We start from the raw sequence: 19,727 nt of genomic DNA on the forward strand, positions 1-19,727 counted from the left end.
AATGCGCGCTTTTTTGCTCGTCATCCCGGCGCAGGCCGGGACCCAGTGACTTTAGTTCGCCAGTGCTCTGCCTGAGTCGGCGTTCTACGAAGAGCGAAGACGCTGGGTGATTCGCTTCGCTCACCCCTTCGGGGCCGTCCTTCGGACGTTCTCCGCGCTGCGCACTACGTCCGGCCTGCGCCAGGACGACGAGCAAAGGCGTTTGGCGTTGAGATTTCGACTAAAAATGTGATCAAGAGACAGGGTTTTCCAGGGGGCGTTTTTCTGTTCTGGCAATGCGGGACAATCGGGAAGGAAAGACTTACCCGGAGCGGTTCTAGCCTGAGTCAGGCACGGCCGTAGACGTCGTCGAAGCGAACGATATCGTCTTCGCCCAAATAGCTGCCGGATTGCACCTCGATAAGTTCCAGCGGCACCTTGCCCGGGTTGCGCAGGCGGTGCATGCTGCCTAAAGGGATGTAGGTGCTCTGATTCTCGGCCATCAGGAACACCTTGTCGTCACAGGTGACTTCAGCCGTGCCTGACACTACGATCCAGTGTTCGGCGCGATGGTGGTGCTTCTGCAAGCTCAGGCTGGCACCTGGTTTCACCACGATGCGCTTCACCTGGAAACGCCCGCCTGCTTCGAGCGAGTCGTAGCTGCCCCACGGACGATGCACCACACGGTGGAAGGAGTGCTCGGTGCGGCCCGAGGCCTTCAGTCGGTCGACTACCTTCTTCACATCCTGGGCGGCATTGCGATGCGCGACCAGGGTGGCGTCCGGTGTGCTGACCACGATCAGGTCGTCTACGCCAACCGTGGCGATCATGTGTCGATCGTGCGAGCGCAGCAGCGAGTTGCGGGTGTTGATCGCCAGGGTGTCTCCCTCGCGCTGGTTGCCGTGCTCGTCGTGCTTGCCAGACAACCATAGCGCCGACCATGAGCCGATATCGCTCCACGCGCAACTCACCGGAATCACCGCGGCGCGGGAGGTTTTTTCCATGACTGCATAGTCGATGGAATTGTCTGGCACCTTGGCGAAGGCTTCGGCATCCACTCTGACGAAATCCAGATCGCCATGTCCGGTGGCATATGCCTTGCGCACTGCTTCGAGCATCTCCGGCGCATGTTGGCCTAACTCTTCCAGATAGCGTGTGGCCTTGAACAGGAACATGCCCGAATTCCAGTCATAGCCGCCGTGTTTGACATAGCTTTCGGCGGTGGCGAGATCCGGCTTTTCCACGAAACGTTCTACGCGGAATGCGTTACCGCCGACGGGCTCGGCGCGGCAGATATAACCAAAACCCGTCTCCGGGCGGTCGGGGCGAATACCGAATGTAGCGAGCCAGCCTTCGCGTGCGGCAGGCAGGGCCTGCTGCACGGCTGCATTGAAGCTGCGGGTGTCACCGATCAGATGGTCCGCCGGGAGTACGAGAAGCAAGGCTTCCGGATTGCGTTCCAACGCCTTCAAGGCACCCAATGCAATAGCTGGGGCCGTATTACGTGCAAGCGGTTCAAGCACGATGGTGGCGCCTTGTATACCCTCTTCGAGCAACTGGTCGGCCACGAGGAAGCGGTGATCTTCGCTAGCCACCACGATGGGTGCCGCGACTTCCGGCAGCTTCTGCGTACGGATAACAGCTTGTTGGAACAGCGTGCCATTCCCGCTCAGGGAGAGAAATTGCTTCGGGAGGTTCCGGCGCGAAACAGGCCACAGGCGGGTGCCGCTGCCGCCGCTGAGAATAAGAGGAATCAACATGTTTTATGGGACCCATGTATGAATGGTATGGTGCAAACCTTGCCGCCAATCCGGTAAAGAATAGCCGAATTGCCGCTGGAACCCCGTGTTGTCCAATACGGACCAGGCCGGCCGGCGGGCAGGAGTGGGAAATTCCGCAGTGGTGATAGGTGTCAGCCTGGGCGTGCGGGTCAGCACGCCAAGCGCTTTGGCTAGTTGCATGATCGCGTCGGCAAAGCCGTACCAGGTCGTGCTCCCCCCCGCGACCAGATGATAGGTTCCATTCATGTGATTTCGCTGCATGGGGGCGGCTTCCAGCCATTTATCAAGGGCGGCAAGGGTGGCCTGGACAATCAGTGCCGTATCGGTGGGGCTGCCGTGCTGGTCAGCCACGATTCGGATTTCCTCGCGTTCTGCCGCCAGGCGCAACATGGTGCGAAAGAAATTATGCCCATGCGGTGCATAGACCCAGGCCGTGCGTAGCAGCAGATGGTCAGCGCCGCTGTTGCGCAGCGCGCATTCCCCGACCAGCTTGCTGCGACCATAGGCCCCCAGCGGCGTGGTAGGAGCATCGATGGCATAAGGTGCTGTGGCGTTGCCGCCAAATACGTAGTCGGTGGAGTAGTGAATGATGAGTGCGCGGTTAACCGCAGCCCATTTGCCAAGCACGCCGACGGCATCGCCGTTGACACGGGTGGCAAGCGCTTCGTCGCTCTCCGCGCGATCCACTGCCGTATAGGCTGCGGTATTGACGATCACGTGGGGCTGCAGTCGGTCCAGCACGCCAGATAACGTTTCGGGCTGCGAAAGGTCCGCTAGCTCGGCTGGCCCGCCATCGAAACGGTGGCCGTCGCGCGTTGTGGCGATGAGCTTACCGCGCGCTGCCAATCCGCCTTGTTCAAGAAAACTGCGGCCAAGCTGTCCATTCGCGCCAAGCAGCAGGACGTTCATGCTTCGAACAGTGGCAGGCGATTAGCTGCCACGTCAGCTAGGAGCGGCGCTTTTGCGTCTTTGGCGGAAATCAGTGGTTCACTCATGGGCCAGTCGATGCCAATGGCCGCATCGTTCCAGCAGATGGATGCATCAGCAGTCGAGTCATAGAGCGTGGTGCATTGATAGATGAAGGTCGCGTGCCCGGAAAGTACGCAGAAGCCGTGCGCAAAGCCGTCCGGAATCCACATGTGCCGATGGTTATTGGCGGTCAACATCGCACTGGTCCATTGACCAAAGGTGGGAGAGCCGCGGCGGATGTCCACAGCGACGTCGTATACCTCGCCTTCAAGCACACTGACGAGCTTGCCTTGCGGATGGGGCCATTGATAGTGCAAGCCGCGCAGCACACCCCTGGATGAACGCGAGACATTGGTCTGCACAAAACCGGCATGGATGCCAAGCGCGGCGTACTTCGCCTGATGATAACTTTCGTAGAAAAATCCACGCGAATCCTCGAACACTTGTGGCTCAACCACCAGTACGCCAGGCAGGGAAGTTTGTACAGCTTTCATCGGGCGGAACCTTACTTCATCAGTTGAACGAGATACTGGCCATAGCCGGTTTTGATCAATGGCGTGGCCAGACGCATGACTTGCTCGGCATCGATCCAACCGTTGAGATAGGCGATTTCCTCGGGACAACAGACTTTGAGTCCCTGCCGGTTTTCGATCGTCTGAATATAGTTGCCTGCTTCCATCATCGATTCATGCGTACCTGTATCCAGCCATGCGTAGCCGCGGCCGAGCTGTTCCAGGTGCAAGGAGCCGTCTTCCAGGTAGCAGCAGTTAAGGTCGGTGATTTCCAGCTCGCCGCGTGCGGACGGCTTGAGGTCGGCGGCGTAGTGGCAGACACGCTGATCGTAAAAATACAGACCGGTAACGGCGTACTGTGATTTGGGTTGCACCGGCTTTTCTTCAATACCGATGACGCGTCCTTGGGGATCGAATTCGGCGACCCCATATCGTTGCGGATCTTTGACCCAATAGCCGAAGATGGTCGCGCCGTGCTCACGTGCCGTTGCGCGCTTCAGGCGTTCTGTCAGGCCCACGCCGTAGAAAATATTGTCGCCAAGCACCAGGCAACTCGGTGCGTTTCCAATGAAATCCTTGCCAATGACGAAGGCCTGGGCAAGACCATCGGGCGATGGCTGCGCTGCGTAACGGATATCAATGCCCCACTGCGAGCCGTCCCCGAGCAGGCGTTGGAATAACGCCTGCTCGTGTGGCGTGTTGATCATCAGGATCTCACGCATGCCCGCGAGCATCAGCACCGACAACGGGTAGTAAATCATCGGCTTGTCGTAGACCGGCAGGAGCTGCTTGCTGATGGCCTGCGTGATCGGATAAAGCCGCGTGCCGGAACCGCCGGCCAGGATGATTCCTTTGCGTGAGTTCATACGCCCAGTCGCTCCATACGATAGCTGCCATCGAGTACGCGCTGTACCCAGGGTTGATGAGACAGGTACCAGTCCACGGTTTGCGCTATGCCTGTTTCGAATGTTTGGGATGGTTGCCAGCCGAGTTCCCGCTGAAGCTTGCCGGCGTCAATAGCGTAGCGGCGATCATGGCCGGGGCGATCCTTGACATGGGTGATGAGTGATTCGTGCTCGCGATCGTCAGCCAGTGGCCGCAGATCGTCGAGCAATTTACAAATAGTTCTCACCACCACGATATTCGTGCGTTCGGCATTGCCGCCGACGTTGTATGTCTCGCCGATCCGGCCAGCTTCGAGTACGCGATGGATGGCTGCGCAATGGTCACCCACGAATAGCCAGTCGCGGATATTCATGCCATCTCCATAAACCGGTAGCGGCTTTCCAGCCAAGGCTTTCTGGATCACCAGCGGGATCAGCTTCTCGGGAAACTGGTAGGGCCCATAGTTATTCGAGCAATGGGTGGTGAGTGTGGGCAGGCCGTAAGTGTGATGAAAGGCTCGCACCAGGTGGTCAGAAGCGGCCTTGGATGCTGAGTAAGGAGAGTTAGGAGCGTAGGGGGTCATCTCGGTGAACATCCCTTCCGCGCCCAGCGATCCATATACCTCATCGGTGGATACATGCACAAAGCGAAAATCGTCGCGTGCCTTTCCTTCCAGCTCACGCCAATAGTCTCTGGCGGATTCGAGCAGCACCAGGGTACTCACAACATTTGTTTGAACGAATACGGAAGGGCCGTCGATGGACCGATCGACGTGCGATTCGGCGGCGAAATTCACGATGGCGTCGGGTCGGTGCTCGCGCAGCAGCGTGTCGACCAGATCTCGATGGCTTATGTCGCCGTGCACGAAGATATGCCGGACGTTGTTGCTAAGCGATGCGAGCGTATCGCGGTTGCCGGCATAGGTGAGCTTGTCAAGGTTCACGATACGGGCACCATCGGCGACCATCCGAAGCACGAAATTGGCCCCGATAAAGCCGGCTCCACCAGTGACAAGCAGTGTTCTCATGTAAAAAACTCCGGGACGATGGGGCATACTTGGGGGCAAAACAGGCAACTCGGTCGGCTTGCGCGCCGTAATGTTTGTCCGTACGCGAAATATACCGTTACTTCCGGTGCAAGGTGTCGCACGGTTTGCAGTCCCTTGATAGGACGGCGAATGCCATTGAGTGAGGGGCGACAAACGATGTCAAGAACGGGCCATATGGGGAGTGGTCCAGCAACAGAATGTGCAAGTAGGAAGTGCGACAGGTCTCAAAGCAACGCCATTGGTCACATACACATGAAAACCCTCGCCGAAACGCTAGAGCGCGATAGCAACAATTTCGATCTGATACGACTGGGAGCGGCGCTTGCGGTGATGTTCGGCCACTCTTTCGGTGTCCACGGAGGCAACGTTGACATGGAGTGGATGCTTCAATTCACTCATCGCGAATCGTTTGGCAGTCTTGCCGTGTACGGATTCTTTCTGATCAGTGGGCTACTCGTTTCAGCCAGTTACGTCAATCACGCCTCTCCGTTACGGTTCGTCAGTCTGCGCGTGATGCGCATATGGCCCGGTGCGATCGCGTGTGCGTTGTTTATTGGGCTTGTCGTGGGGCCACTGTTTACCCGTCTTCCGCTAACCGGTTATTTCGCCGATCCCATGGTGTTCCGCTGGCTGGTTCATAACGCCTCTCTGGTAGGTGGTGTAGGTGGCTGGCTTCCGGGTGTGTTCGAACACAATCATTTGGCGATGCTGGTAAACCCGACGTTCTGGACCTTGCCCATCGAATTGGAGTGCTACGGGATCGTTTTAATCGTAGGGCTTCTCGGCTTCATCGGCTCTAGATGGAGGACGCTGCTTGCAGTCGGCGTGGTTGGCGTACTTTTCACGTACTTCGCGAAACATCCTCCAACGCACATCACACTGGGACAGTTTTTCATCATTCCAATCGCCTATTCCTTCTATCCGGTGCCCTTTTTCCTGTTGGGCATGTTGCTCTATCCGTTCCGGAGATACATACCTTTGCACTGGCTGCCGGCCGTGTTGTTGTTTGCCGCGTATATCATGTTGCGCGATACCGTTGCAGGGACAATCATTTTATATCCTGGTTTTGCTTATGGCTTGCTTTGGATGGCGTCATTGCCAAACTTGCGGAGATTCAAGCCGAGGCATGACTATTCCTACGGCATCTATCTGTACGGTTTTGTCGTTCAACAAGCGATAACCGTGCTTCTTCCAAGTCTGAGCAATTACTGCAGCGTGGCAATTGCCATACCGATCACCGTAGTGCTGGCGGCGGTGTCGTGGCATGTCGTTGAGTGCCCATGTCTAGCGTTGGTTCGACGCAATGCGAGCTCGTTTGCCGGGGTCTCGCCGATCGCTGCCGCGGATGCGAGAGCCTGATCCTTGTAGCCTGATTGTGGCACGACTGGGCTCCTGAGCTAGACCCCAAAGCAGAGCGTTACCTTGCAGTGGCAGTCGAACGCGCAGTGGTAACCCCCGCAGTGGTAACCCCCCGTGCGAGCACTAATTCGATGTAGGCAACGACTGATTTCGTGTCATCCGTGGGTTAGCGCACGGATGGTCTTGCTACGGTAACCCCCCGTGTGTACCCGTGCTCGCTTTGGTTTTTTCATCAAGGACAGGATGATGATCTCGCGTCGTGTTTCTTCGGGTTCTTCTCGCACATTGCCGCGTCATGCCTTGACCACGGCGGTGCTCGCCGCACTGCTCGGCACCCCGGTTCTGGTTGCCGCGCAAGTCACGCCCGATCCGAATGCCGGCGTACACCGCCCCGGTGTCGATGCGGCGGCCCATGGCACGCCGGTGGTCAACATCGTGGCGCCGTCGGCCGCTGGCGTGTCGCACAACCAATACCAGCAATTCAATGTCGATCAGCCGGGGCTGATTCTCAACAACGCCGCCAACGTGTCGCCGACGCAGTTCGGTGGATACATCACCGGCAATCCAAACTATCCGCCGGGCCGATCGGCCAAGGTGATCGTCAACGAAGTCACCTCGACCCACCCGACCTATCTGCGCGGCTATACGGAAGTGGCCGGTAACGCCGCCGATGTGATCATTGCCAATCCCAACGGCATCCGTGTGTCGGGAGCGGGCTTCATCAACACGCCACGCGCCACGCTGACCACCGGTGTGCCGGTGTTCGGTGGCGATGGTTCCTTGAGTGCCTTTCACACGACGCGCGGCGCCATCAGCATCGATGGCGATGGCTTGAATGCCTCCAACATCGACCGCCTCGATCTGATCGCACGCAACCTGGCCGTGAATGGCAAGGTGTGGGCCAATCACCTCAACGTGGCCACGGGCGCGAATCAGGTGGGCTATGCGGATCTGTCCACCCAGGCGATCGGGGGCGATGGCGTCGCCCCGGTGGTGGGCGTGGATGTGGCCGCGCTGGGCGGCATGTATGCCAACCAGATCATGCTGGTCGCCACCGACGCGGGCATCGGCGTGCGTAACGCGGGTCAATTGGCCACGCAGAGCGGCGATTTCATCATCGACAGCGCCGGTCAATTGCAACTGACCGGCACGACCTCGTCGGCGGGCAACCTCACGATCCACAGCCGCTCACTGGCCAACAGCGGCACGCTGCAGTCCGGCGGTGGGTTGTCCGTGCAAACAGCCGGCGACACGACTAACGCTGGCACGCTCTACAGCGGCGGCAACGTGGGCGTGGTCGCCGGCGCGCTGACCAACCACGGTTCGCTGCAATCGGCGGGCAGCATAGCGCTGCAAAGTGCCGGCGATGTCACCAACACCGGCACGCTCTACAGCGCCGGCGATATCCACCTTACTGCCGCCGGCACGCTCAGCAACAGCAACCTTATCGCGGCGGCCAATAACGCGACCTTGCGTGCGCAGCAAGGGGTTTCCTCCGGCACACTCGGTGCCGGTGTGGCTGGCGACGGCAGCCTGCAAGGCAGCGGTGCGCTCGACGTCGCCACCACGAACCTGCTTGCTGCTAATGGCCGCAACCTCGCCGCTGGCGGCATGACCCTGCAAGGCAGCGCGCTCGACCTGTCCCATGCGCAGACGCAGGTCGGCAGCACGATCGTCTTGATCAGCACCGCGGGCGATATCGATCATCACAACGCCACGCTTGCCACCCATGGTGCGCTGACGGTGCGCAGCGCCGGCACGCTGGACAACACCCGCGGCACGATCCAAGCCGGTTCGCTCGATGCGCAAGCCGCCGTCTGGCGCAATGCTTACGGTTCCGTGCAAACCCGCGGCGCCATGACCGCCCAGATCCAAGGTTTGCTGGACAACACGCACGGCACCTGGATCAGCGCGGCCAACGCTGCGCTGCGCGCTGGCAGCTTCAGCAATAACGATGGCCTGCTGTACGCGGCTAACGATCTGTCGCTCCACAGCAGCGGCTTGCTGCAATCCACCGGCACCCTCTACAGCGGCCAAGCGCTGGACCTGTACGCCGGTCAACTTGACCAACGCGGCACGCTGCGCAGTGACGGCGCACAAACCGTGCAGGTAGCGGGCGATGCCACCCTGGCCGGTACGACCTATGCCGGTGCGGCGTCGCAATGGCAAGTCGGCGGCACGCTCACCCACACCGGCACCCTGGCCGCACTCAACGATCTCACCCTCACCGCCGGCACCTTGGCGAGCCGCGGCACGGTGGCGGCGGGCCTTCAGTCCGATGGCAACCTCAGCGGCAACGCGTCACTGACCCTGCGCACCCAAGGCGCACTCGCCGCCACCGGCACACTCGCCGCCTCCGGGGCGCTCAGCGTGAGCGGCAGTGCCCTCGATCTGCATGGCGCCACCACGCGCGCCGGCGGCGATATCGCACTCACCGCATGGCTGGGTGATATCAACCATGCCGGCGGCGACCTCGCCACCCCGGGTCGTCTAAGCATCCAGGCCGCACACGCCTTGAACAACGCACAAGGTCGCCTCCAAGCCGGTCAGTGGAACTTGCAAGCCGGCAGCCTGACCAACCAAGGCGGCCAACTGCTGCAAACCGGCGACAGCGACACCACACTTGCCGTGACCGGCTTGTTGGACAACGCCAACGGCACCTTTGCCAGCAATGCGAACAACCTCACCATCAGCGCGGGCGTGATCAACAACACAAACGCCGCCATTCAGCACGCCGGCGCCGGCACGCTGGCGATCACCACCGATACGTTGACCAATACACAGGGTCACATCGTCGGCAACGGCAACCTGGTTCTCGACAGCGCCACCACCGTCAACGACGGTGGCACGCTGAGCGTCGCCGGCAACGCCACCCTCACCGGCACCGACTTCAGCAATGCGGGCGGCACCGTGGTGGCCAACGTGCTGCAAGCCAACCTCGGCGGCACGCTCAGCAACCAGGCCGGCCTGCTGCAAGCCAAGCTCGCGCACCTCGCCGCCGATGCGCTGACCAATGGCAACGGCCAGATCAAGGCGTTGGATGGCGATCTGGCCATCACCGTCGCCACCACGCTCAGCAACGATACCGATGGCTTCCTTGGCAGCAACCAGGGGGTGAACCTCCACACCGGCAGCCTGAACAACGCCGGCCAGCTCTACGCCGGCACCGACCTCACGCTCACCGCGCAAGCGGACGCCCTCAATCGCGGTGCGCTGCAAGCCCTGGGGTCCGTCAACGCGACTATCGCCGGCACCCTCGGCAACGACCACGGCCGCCTCGAAGCCGGCGGTGGGGACGGCACGGCATCGTTGACCCTCCACGCCGCATCGATCAGCAATCACGCTGTTCGCCAACCACGACGTGGTCTTCAACCTGGGCGGCACACTGACCAACACCCGCGGCGCCACCTTGCAAGCGGTCAACGCGCTCACCGTCAACGCGGCCAGTCTGGACAACCAGGCCGGCGCCGACATCAACAGCCGCACCACCACCCTCCATGCCGCCACGCAAACTAACCAAGGCCGCCTCGAAGGCGACAACCTGGTGTTGAACGCCAGCCACGTCAGCAACACCGGCACCATCATCGGCAACACCATCACGATCCACGCTGCCAGCCTGACCAACGGCGCCGACCTTGGCACGCAAACCGACAACAACCCCTACCAAACCGGCCTGATCGCCGCCGTCAATGCACTCAATCTCTATATCACCGGCGATCTGCTCAACCGCGACGCCATGCTCTACAGCCTGGGCGACCTCACCCTCGCCGCCGATGCCGCCGGCACGCGCAGTCAATCGGTGACGAACCTTTCCGGCGACATCGAAGCCGGCGGCAACCTCATCGTCAACGCCCAGCAGATCACCAACGAGCGGCGCGTGCTGGAGACGGAAACCTACACGCTCAGCCCCGCCGAACAGCAAGCCAACCGCACCACCCGCACCACCCTCTTCGATTGGACCACCGACCCCGAAGCCACCACCTTCTGCAACGCCTACGCGCAAACCATCGGCATGAATGGCCACGCCGTGCGCTGTGGTCCGCTGGGTTATTACGGCGATGCCGCCTACGACACGCTCACGCAAACCATCCTGTCCATCACCCGCCTCACCGCCGCCAGCGCCGAAAGCCGCCTCTTGGCCGGTGGCAACATCCGCCTCAACGGCTCCGTCCTCAACAGCAACGCCACGATCGCCGCCGGCAACCATCTGATCATCAACGGCCAGGATGGCAACAACGGGGGCGGCAACGTCGGCAGCGACACCGTGCAAAACCTCGCCTTCGTCCCCACCGTGTTGCTCCAGAACGACCTGGTGCGCTCCGTCGATGGCGATTACCGCGGCAAGCGCTGGTACTCCAACCGCGAATCCAACCAACCACCGATGGTCTTTGCCGAGCACGTCACGAGCGCCACCCTGGCGGCGGGCAGCGTGCCTTTTCTGACCCTCGATGCCGGCCCCAGCTTGCGCGCCACGATGAGCGCTGGCAACGCGGTGGACATCCGCGCGCAAGACGTCAGCAACACGCCCGTCGGCGCCGACGGCAAACCGGTCAGCGGCGTGGGTCTGGGACAAAACAGCAGCGGCCCATATCTCAGCGGCCAGGGTGGCGGCGGCGCCGGCAACGTCGTCGGCAACACCCACCCCGGCAACCTGGGCAACCTCGGCCCCGCCCCCGGCGCCCCGTTCGTCGGCACCCCGCAGCAGCCCTATCCGGTGCAACTGCCCCGCAACGGCCTGTACACCCTTCACCCCGGCAACGGCAGCCCGTATCTGGTGGAAACCGATCCACGCTTCGCCACGATGAGCGGCTTCCTCGGCAACGACTACCTCCTGAACCAGTTGGGCCTGCAAGGTGACCTCACCTTGAAGCGCCTGGGCGATGCCTTCTACGAAACCCAGCTGGTGATGGACCAACTCACCAGCCTTACGGGCCGCCGCTTCCTCGACGGCAACGGCGATGCGTTGGAGCAATACAAAGCCTTGATGGATGCGGGCACGCAGGAAGCCCAGTCATTCAACCTCAGCGTCGGCGTCGCCCTCACCCCCGCCCAGATCGCCAGCCTGACCCAGGACATGGTCTGGCTGGTCAACCAAACGGTGAACGGCGAACAAGTCCTGGTGCCAGTGGTGTATCTGAGCCAGAACACCGCCAGCCACGTGGCCAGCGGCGCGGTCATGCAAGGCAGCACCGTCAGCATCAACGCCAGCAACCAGCTCACCAACACGGGCACCCTGCAAGCCAGCAACGATGCCCGCCTGAAAGCCGGCAATCTGCTCAACGCCGGCACCGTCGCGGCCGGCGGCAACCTGAGCGTGCAAGCCGCGCAAGACCTGCTCAACGCCGGCGCCCTCCAGGGCGGCAACGTCGCGTTGGTGGCCGGCAATAACCTCACCAGCCGCGCCGATAGCAGCACCGTCAGCCTGGGCACCGTCAACCTCAGCGGTCTCTCGCTCAGCGATGCGCAACGCGCCGGTATCGCCACCGGTGGCCAGCTCAGCGCCACCGGCATCCTCACCGCCCAAGCGGGCAACAACCTCAATCTCGACCATGCTAACGTCAACGCCGGCCAAAACCTCGGCCTGGCGGCGGGCAACGACCTCACCGCCACCGCCAGCACCCTCAACGCCGGCAACGACGCACAACTGATCGCCGGCCATAACTTCACCCTCAACGCCGCCGCCGGCCAAGGCAGCAGCCAGCAAAGCGCCCACGCCGCCAGCGCGAGCACGCACACCGATGTCACCACGCTCCACGCCGGCGGCAGTGCCGTGCTCGCCGCCGGCAACGATCTCACCAGCCAGGGCGCACAGCTCCAAGCCGGCGATCAACTCGCCCTCAGCGCCGGCCACGACCTCACCCTCAACGCCGTCACCGATACCCAAAGCCAAGGCAACAGTTGGCAGAGCGGCCACACCCAATACAACCAGATCACGCAAGACCAATCGTTGCGCGGCACCACACTCGACGCCGCCCACGGCATCGCCCTCAGCGCCGGCCACGACCTCACCACCGTCGCCGCCAACGTCACCAGCAGCAACGGTGCCATCGCACTCGCCGCCGGCAACGACGTGAACCTCCACGCGGCCCAAGAAAACCACAGCTGGCAACAAGACAGCACCACCAAAAAATCCGGCCTGCTCAGCAGCAGCACCACCACCACCCACGATGCCAGCCAGGACAGCCTGGCGGTCGGCACCTTGCTCAGCGGCAACACCGTCACCGTCGCCGCCGGTCATGACGTGAACACCCAAGCCGCACAAATCGTCGCCACCGACGACATCGTGATGGCCGCCGGCAACAACCTAAACATCGGCACCGCCACCAGCACGCACAGCGAGCAGCACGACAAGACCGTGAGCAAATCCGGTCTGATGGGCCAGGGTGTTGGCATTCTGATCGGCAGTTCCAAAGAGCAGACGAGCGCCAGCCTCACCCAAAACACACCTACCGGTAGCCTGATCGGCAGCCTCGACGGCAGCGTGACACTCACCGCCGGCAACACCGCGCACATCACCGGCAGCGACGTCATCAGCCAGATAGGCACGACGATCGTCGGCAACGATGTGACCATCGATGCGACCGTCGGCACCACCGATACCGCCCAAACCTACAAGCAGCAGACAGCGGGCATCACGGCGGGTCTCAGCGGTGGCCTGGTGAGCGCCGTACAAGGCATTTATGGCATGACGCAGGCCAGTCATGGCGCACAGGACGATCGCCTCAAGGCGCTATACGCCACGCAAGCCGCCTACACCGCCAACGAAAGCTACAACGCGTATCAAGCCAACGCCGCGCAAGGCGGTGATGCCAGCAGCGGCATCAACCTTCGCCTGGGCATCGGCGCAAGCAGCGCGAGCAGCAGCACCACCACCCACGACGACACCGCCTACGGCAGCCGTATCCATAGCCCGGGCAACGTCACCATTGCCGCCACCGGCGGCGACCTCAACATCATCGGCAGCCAGATCGACGGCCAGAACGTGGCCCTCGCTGCCGCCAACAACATCAATCTTTTGAGCCAAGCCGAAAACCACACGCTAGAAAGCAGCAACAAGAACGCCAGCGGCGGTGTGGGCATCCAGATCGGCAGCGGTGGCGTTGGCTTCTACGCCCAGGCGTCCGTTGGCAAGGGCAGTGCACACGGCAACGGCACCACCCATGCCGACACCGCCATCAATGCCCGCGACACGCTCACCCTGATCAGCGGCAACGACACAACGATCAGGGGCGCACAACTCACCGGCAATACAGTGCTCGGCGCCATCGGCGGCAACCTGCTAATCCAAAGCGAACAAGACACCGACGACTATGCCAGCAAGCAACAGCAGATCGGTGGCGAAATGGTCATCGGCATGGGCGGTGGGGGCAGCCTGAGTTACAGCCAAAACAACACCAACAGCCACTACGCCAGCGTGAACAACGTGAGTGGCATCGGTGCAGGCAGCGGCGGTTTCGACCTTACCGTAGGCGGCAACACACACCTGATCGGCGGCGTGATCGCCAGCAGTGCGGAAGCCAGCAAGAACAACCTGACGACAGGAACGTTGACCTACGAAGACATCCGGAACGAAAGCAGCGGCAAGGCCTCCAGCACCAGCCTGGGCGGTGACAGCAGCATGGTCAGCGGCAGCAAGTACACCGCGGGCAAGGGCATTGCCGGCAATCTGTTGGGCAAAGGCAGCGATAGCGAACATCACAGCAGCACCACGCCTAGCGCCATTGCCGATGGCACCATCACCATCACTAACGGTGCCGCGCAACAAGCGCTGACCGGTAAGACGAGCACCGAAGCCATCGCGGGACTGAGTCGCGATGCGCGTCTGGACAATCAGGCGCTGGTTCACCCGGATCTTGAGAAGCTGCAAGCGAACGCTGAGTTGGAGCAGGGGCTTAAAGGGTTCGGATATCAGGTGGGCACCCACTACACCGACGAGGCGTATCGCACGATGTTCATAAAGGCGGCGGATGTGTATGAAGTGGCTTACAACGACAGTGGCAAGGCTGTACCTGGCCGTAAGTTGACTGACGAAGAAAAGAGGCAGCTACAGCCCGGCAAGGATGGTGCGGTCTTTATCGCCGATAACGGCATCTTCAATGGCAACGAAGCGGCGGCTAAATACGCGGATCAGCACAGCAGCGCGGGTGACGGACCCCAGTACTACATTGCGTTCCCAGAGGCCGGCAACAGCTTGTCTGAATTGCTGGTTGCCGGATACCAGAAAAGTCTTGAGAGCGACTTTTTTGGGCTTACCAACGCCACCGAGGAAACCAAACAGATGATGATGCTGTACGGACAGGATGGCTTGCATTTCGATGGTCACAGCCGTGGGGCAATGACCATCGGCAACGCCATGGAATCGATCGCCAAGATGCCTGGTGCGGAGGGCATTTTGTCGGGGACGACCATCAGCTTCTTTGGGCCGGCATATAACGCGGGGAAAGCGGACCAGATTTTGAGCTTCCTGCAAGATCGCAAGGCTATTGCTGATCCAGCACAAAGGCAGGACATGGTGTTGGCACTGCAAAATCACATCGCTGATCCGGTGGGGCGATTCATTGGTGGAAACCCTGCAACCGGCGGTACGAATCCTGAAGGGTCGGCAACTCTTTGGGAGATGATTCGTGCGGGGACAGGTCAACCAAATTCATCACACAATTGCTATGGGGCGCCTGTGGGGCCAAATTCTTGCGGCAATTTCTGGAAAGAATCTCCAGAGCAACAGCCCATAAGTATTCCAGTAGACGAGGCCGGGAAAAAATGAACCATGCTATGAGGAGCTTGACCATTTTCACATTGGCTGCACTTCAAGGGGGGTGTCTGGGATATAAGCCATTCCAGCCGCCGCCGCCGCCAAGCGAGTCCTGGATTAAAGCGGGCGCATCAGAAACTGATGTGACGGCAGCCTTGTTGGAGTGTGGTTTTACTCAGCCAAGAGGAAAGGTTCCTGGACTACAGCAAAAGATGACACTCGACGAAGATGCGTTGGCCTTATTGTGCATGGAGCACGGTGGCTTTGTTGCCAAATATGGTAATTCATATGCTGACTTCTGTAGGAATTTCAAAGGGGTGGAGGCTTGCCGAGTTGGCACCCCAGCTCCTTTGCCTGATGTAAACAGACGTCTTAACAGCCAATTCTGCAAGCGATTTCCTCATGCAGATGTTTGCACCCTAAGACGTCTTGGCTCCTGAGTAGCACTACCACGCAAGATAGCTACGCCATCGGCAGCCTGCTCAGCGGCAACACCGTCGCCGTGGCGGCCGGTCACGACATCAACACCCAAGCCGCACAAATCGTCGCCACCGATGACGTGGTGATGGCCGCGGGTAACAACTTGACTATCGGCACCGCTACCAGCACGCACAGCGAGCAGCACGATCAAACGACGAAAACCAGTGGCATGTTCACCAGCGGCCTGAACCTGATGATCGGGTCCAGCAAGGAAAGCAACACGTACACCGAAACCGATACCACCCCGCAAGGCAGCGTCATCGGCAGCTTGAACGGTGGTGTCACGTTGACCGCCGGCAACCGTGTGCACATCACCGGCAGCGATGTGCTGAGCAACACCGGCATCGCGATCGTCGGCAAGGACGTGACCATCGATGCGGCGGTGGGTACGCAGGACACCACGCAAACTTACAAACAACAGCAAGCGGGCCTCACGCTCGGCTTGGGTGGCGCCGTCGCCGATGCGATGAACAGCGCCTACGCCAGCGCCGAACGCGGCAACCAAGTGCAGGATGATCGCTTGAAAGCCTTGTATGCCGCGCAAGCCGCGTACAGTGCCAGCGATGCCTTGGGCATGGCCGGCACCTCACTCGGTCAGGCTGCGACCAAGACGGACAATCCCAACGGCATCAACCTGCAACTGGGTATCGATGCCAGCAGCGCCAGCAGCAGCACCACCACCCATGACGAAACGGCTTACGGCAGCCATATCCGCAGCCACGGCGACGTAGTCATTGCGGCGACGGGTGGTGACCTCAACATCATCGGCAGCCAGGTTGACGGGCAGAACATCGCCCTGGCTGCGGCCAACAACCTCAATATCCTCAGCCAAGCCGAAAACCACAGCCTGCAAAGCAGCAACAAGAACGCCAGCGGCGGCGTGGGCATCCAGATCGGCAGCGATGGCCTGGGCTTCTATGCGCAAGCCTCGGTCGGCCAAGGCAGTGCGCACGGCAACGGCACCACGCATGCCGAAAGCCTGATCAACGCCAGCGACACCCTCACCCTCGTCAGCGGCAACGACACCACCATCAAAGGCGCCCAGCTCACCGGCAACACCGTCATCGGCGCCATCGGTGGCAACCTGCTGATCCAAAGCGAACAAGACACCGACGACTACGCCAGCAAGCAGCAACAGCTCAGCGGCAAGATGGTCATCGGCTATAGCAGCGGCGGCAGCCTCAGCTACAACCAGAGCAAGGTCAACAGCCACTACCAGAGCGTGAATGAAGTCAGCGGTATTCAAGCAGGCAGCGGCGGCTTTGACATCACCGTCGGCGGCAATACGCACCTGATCGGTGGCGTGATCGCCAGCAGTGCCGATCCGAGCAAGAACCTGCTAGATACCGGCAGCCTCACTTACGAGAGCCTTCACAACGAGGCCAGCTACAGCGCCAGCAACATCGGCGTGAGCGCGAGTTACAGTGCCGGCGGTGGCTTCAGCGGTTCGCCAATGCTTGGTGTGCCGCAAAGCGGACATAGCAGCAGCGATACCAACAGCGGCATCGCGCAAGGCACGATCATCCAACGCGACAGCAACACCGATCTAAGTGGACTGGATCGCAACCCCACGTTCGACAACCAGGCCCTCAACCCCATCTTCGATGCGCAGAAGGTGCAGGAGAACATGGAAGCGGGCCAAGTCGCGGGCCAAGTGGGCATGCGAAGCGCCGGCACGCTCGCGCAATACATGGCCAATCACGCCACGACGCCAGAAGAGCAAGCGGCTTGGAGCGACGGCGGTACGAACAAGACCTTGCTGCATGGCCTGGTCGGCGCCGCCACCGCAGCGCTAGGCGGTGGCAATGCCTTGCAAGGCGCTCTGGGTGCGGCCGCCAGCGAAGCGGCCAGCGGCGCCATGCAGCGCTACCTGGACGATCAAGGCATCGCCGATCCCAACCAGCGCAACCTGCTGATGCAGTTGGCGAGCACGGCGATCGGCGGCGCTGCCGGTGGCGGCACAGGCGCGGCGACCGCGTTGCAAGGCGATCAATACAACTGCGCTCTTCATCCCGAATACGTGCAGCGCATTGATAAGGCGGCGCAACAGTTTGCCCAAGAACAATGCAATGCAGGCAACTGCATCAGCGTGGATGAGGCCCGTAATCGACTTATCTATCAAGCCTATCGAAACCAGGACGCAACCTTCGACCAGGTGCAGGCGGTGCAAGGACGGCCGAATGATCAGGCGGCGGCGGATTTCCTATCCATTCGATCGTCCGGCTACCTCGATCCGCTGTCGGGACGGCCCATCGACTTGTCGAGTACCGATGCCGGCGAGCGTCAAAATCCAGCCCTTTTTGCCAACGCGCTGTACAACGACAAGCAGGCGTATGAGTGGGTGAAGCAAGCCACCGGCCTGTCGGATGACTATCTGCAGGCGATGGCGCGCCAGGACTACAACGACAACCAGTTGCCGGCCTATGCCAGCCAGTACGCCGACTGGACGACCCATCAAACCCTGCGTGACATGATCGGCTATGGCACGCCGTTCGGTGGCGTTGCTACGGCCGGTGAGCTGGCCTATCGCGGGCAATACGTCGAAGCCGGAAAGGAAGCGGGCAAGGAAGTCGCGATCAACGTGGCGGCGGCCGGCGTGGGCAAAGCCGTTGGTGCGGCGGCTTCGGCGATCAAGATGGCGATCAAGGATGGGAAGGCGACGGGAGAAGCGGCGAGCGCAGCAGGTGATGCGCTGAAGGCAGGTAATACCGAGGCAAATCAGGCAGCAAACGTTGCACAAGCTGCTGCTCAGAAGCAACTGGACGATACCGCTGCTAAAACGCTCTTCGGGCAGGAGAGGAAGTTTTGGTCACAGGATCCAGTTAACTTTGAAGGCAATAAGGTCTACCAAAGGAATGATCTTATCGACCCTGCACGGATTGATCCGAAGACAGGAATGACAAATCTTGAATTGATGCAATCTGGTAGAGCACCGATCGGTCCAGATGGCAAACCTTTGAACCTGCATCACATGCTACAAACACAAGATGGACCCATTGCCGAAGTGACTCAGGGCTTCCATCAGCAATACAATGCAACCCTACATGTCAATTCTGGAAGTAACATTCCGTCAGGTATTGAGCGATCAGAGTTTGCGGCATGGCGTACGCAATATTGGAAAGAGCGAGCCACGGATTTTCAGTAGGTGAAATATGAATGACGCTATCGATACAGCTATTGATCGCCTTCTTGATCTGTCCAAGGGCGCGCGGACGAAGCTTCCTGTTCCTAGTGAAGAAATGATTGAACAGTGTGAGCAGGAAATTGGGATGCCCATTCCTGAAGATTTTCGTAAAGTACTTCGTCGCGCTAGTAATGTTTTTTTTGGGCCCATCGATCTTGTAACGATCACGGGGTCTCCACAGTCACATTGGACTGATCTCAAGGCAGTCGTAGCCGATGCCCGATCGAGTGGCGTCCCTGGCGATTGGCTGCCCATATGCGAGGACAACGCAGACTTCTATTGCCTTGTCCCAGATGGCTCTGTCCGCTTCTGGTCGCACAATGGTCCAACCCAGGAGTCCTGGCCAAGTCTTGCCGCTTGGATCGAGGATATCTGGATAGCGAGCAAGTAGAGCCGTGTCGATGATGAGAGCGTACGCAACTGGTCATGGACCAGCTCACCAGCCTCACCGGCCGCCGTTACCTCGACGGCAACGGCGACGCACTGGAGCAATACAAAGCCCTGATGGATGCCGGCGTCGACGAGGCGCAACAGTTCCATCTCGCCGTCGGCGTCGCACTCACGCCCGACCAGGTGGCGAGCCTCACGCAAGACATGGTGTGGCTGGTCAGCGAACAGGTGAACGGCGAATCCGTGCTCGTACCGGTCGTCTACCTGAGCCAGAAAACCGCCAACAGCGTGGCCGGCGGCGCGGTGATTCAAGGCACCACCGTCACCTTGAACAGCAGCGGCAACCTTAGCCAATACGGGCAACATTCAAGCGAGCCAGGACGCCAGC

General features: G+C 60.6%; 10 protein-coding genes. 4 read left to right on the plus strand and 6 right to left on the minus strand.

Features of this window, described 5'->3' with window-relative positions; all coding sequences use genetic code 11:
• Positions 1 to 326 precede the first annotated feature (326 nt).
• From EO087_RS13800 to rfbB, 5 genes are read right to left on the minus strand one after another with little or no spacing between them, the layout of a single operon-like run.
• Positions 327 to 1,739, minus strand: coding sequence for a mannose-1-phosphate guanylyltransferase/mannose-6-phosphate isomerase (locus EO087_RS13800; RefSeq protein WP_128899373.1), 1,413 nt, complete (start codon positions 1,737 to 1,739; stop codon positions 327 to 329).
• 3 nt (positions 1,740 to 1,742) lie between these two features.
• The gene (rfbD, locus tag EO087_RS13805; protein ID WP_128899374.1) at positions 1,743 to 2,669 is read right to left on the minus strand and encodes a dTDP-4-dehydrorhamnose reductase; all 927 of its coding nucleotides are present in this window, start codon (positions 2,667 to 2,669) and stop codon (positions 1,743 to 1,745) included.
• Complete coding sequence (rfbC, locus tag EO087_RS13810) at positions 2,666 to 3,223, minus strand: dTDP-4-dehydrorhamnose 3,5-epimerase (RefSeq protein WP_128899375.1); 558 nt, start codon at positions 3,221 to 3,223, stop codon at positions 2,666 to 2,668. The genes rfbD and rfbC overlap by 4 nt, the downstream gene beginning before the upstream one ends.
• A gap of 11 nt (positions 3,224 to 3,234) precedes the next feature.
• Positions 3,235 to 4,107, minus strand: a complete 873-nt coding sequence (gene rfbA, locus EO087_RS13815; protein WP_128899376.1) for a glucose-1-phosphate thymidylyltransferase RfbA — start codon at positions 4,105 to 4,107, stop codon at positions 3,235 to 3,237.
• On the minus strand, positions 4,104 to 5,153 hold the full coding sequence (rfbB, locus tag EO087_RS13820) for a dTDP-glucose 4,6-dehydratase (protein WP_128899377.1): 1,050 nt from the start codon (positions 5,151 to 5,153) through the stop codon (positions 4,104 to 4,106). The genes rfbA and rfbB overlap by 4 nt, the downstream gene beginning before the upstream one ends.
• 177 nt (positions 5,154 to 5,330) lie before the next feature.
• Here rfbB and EO087_RS13825 point away from each other — a divergent pair, with 177 nt between their 5' ends.
• The 4 genes from EO087_RS13825 to EO087_RS13840 all read left to right on the plus strand — a co-directional run bounded on the left by EO087_RS13825 (position 5,331) and on the right by EO087_RS13840 (position 18,910).
• A complete protein-coding gene (locus EO087_RS13825; RefSeq protein ID WP_164931853.1) occupies positions 5,331 to 6,533 on the plus strand; it encodes an acyltransferase in 1,203 nt (400 codons plus the stop codon).
• Between the two features lie 201 nt (positions 6,534 to 6,734).
• Complete coding sequence (locus EO087_RS16810) at positions 6,735 to 10,049, plus strand: filamentous hemagglutinin N-terminal domain-containing protein (protein WP_128898384.1); 3,315 nt, start codon at positions 6,735 to 6,737, stop codon at positions 10,047 to 10,049.
• A 1,660-nt stretch (positions 10,050 to 11,709) separates the two neighbouring features.
• Complete coding sequence (locus tag EO087_RS13835; RefSeq protein WP_240669210.1) at positions 11,710 to 15,297, plus strand: hemagglutinin repeat-containing protein; 3,588 nt, start codon at positions 11,710 to 11,712, stop codon at positions 15,295 to 15,297.
• 400 nt (positions 15,298 to 15,697) lie between these two features.
• Positions 15,698 to 18,910, plus strand: coding sequence for a hemagglutinin repeat-containing protein (locus EO087_RS13840; protein ID WP_128899380.1), 3,213 nt, complete (start codon positions 15,698 to 15,700; stop codon positions 18,908 to 18,910).
• Between the two features lie 315 nt (positions 18,911 to 19,225).
• Here EO087_RS13840 and EO087_RS16310 read toward each other — a convergent pair whose 3' ends face one another.
• Positions 19,226 to 19,705, minus strand: a complete 480-nt coding sequence (locus tag EO087_RS16310) for a hypothetical protein (RefSeq protein WP_164931712.1) — start codon at positions 19,703 to 19,705, stop codon at positions 19,226 to 19,228.
• Positions 19,706 to 19,727: the final 22 nt, after the last annotated feature.

It is taken from the genome of Dyella sp. M7H15-1 (assembly GCF_004114615.1).
Taxonomy (GTDB): domain Bacteria; phylum Pseudomonadota; class Gammaproteobacteria; order Xanthomonadales; family Rhodanobacteraceae; genus Dyella_B.